Genomic DNA, 233 nt, shown 5'->3' with positions numbered 1-233 from the left:
GAGCGTTGATGGAGTAGCAATAGCAACACTAATTTCTCAATATGTTTCGGCTATTATGATGATATTATTTTTAACAAATAATGTATGTTATATGCATCTAGATTTGAGAAAAATAAAATTACAAATAGATAAAGTTATTAGTATTTTAAGAATAGGACTTCCAGCTGGACTTCAAGGTATGGTATTTAGCATATCAATTGTGTTAATTCAGTCTTCTCTAAATACCTTTGGCT

General features: G+C 28.8%; 1 pseudogene. It reads left to right on the top strand.

Features of this window, described 5'->3' with window-relative positions:
- Nucleotides 1-233: pseudogene (locus tag VJI77_RS07785) on the top strand (MATE family efflux transporter); the annotation flags it as partial.

This window comes from Parvimonas sp. D2, from assembly GCF_035282635.1.
Lineage (GTDB): Bacteria > Bacillota > Clostridia > Tissierellales > Peptoniphilaceae > Parvimonas.
The sequence above is the reverse complement of the archived record's forward strand: the minus strand, read 5'-3'. Positions and strand labels throughout refer to the sequence as shown.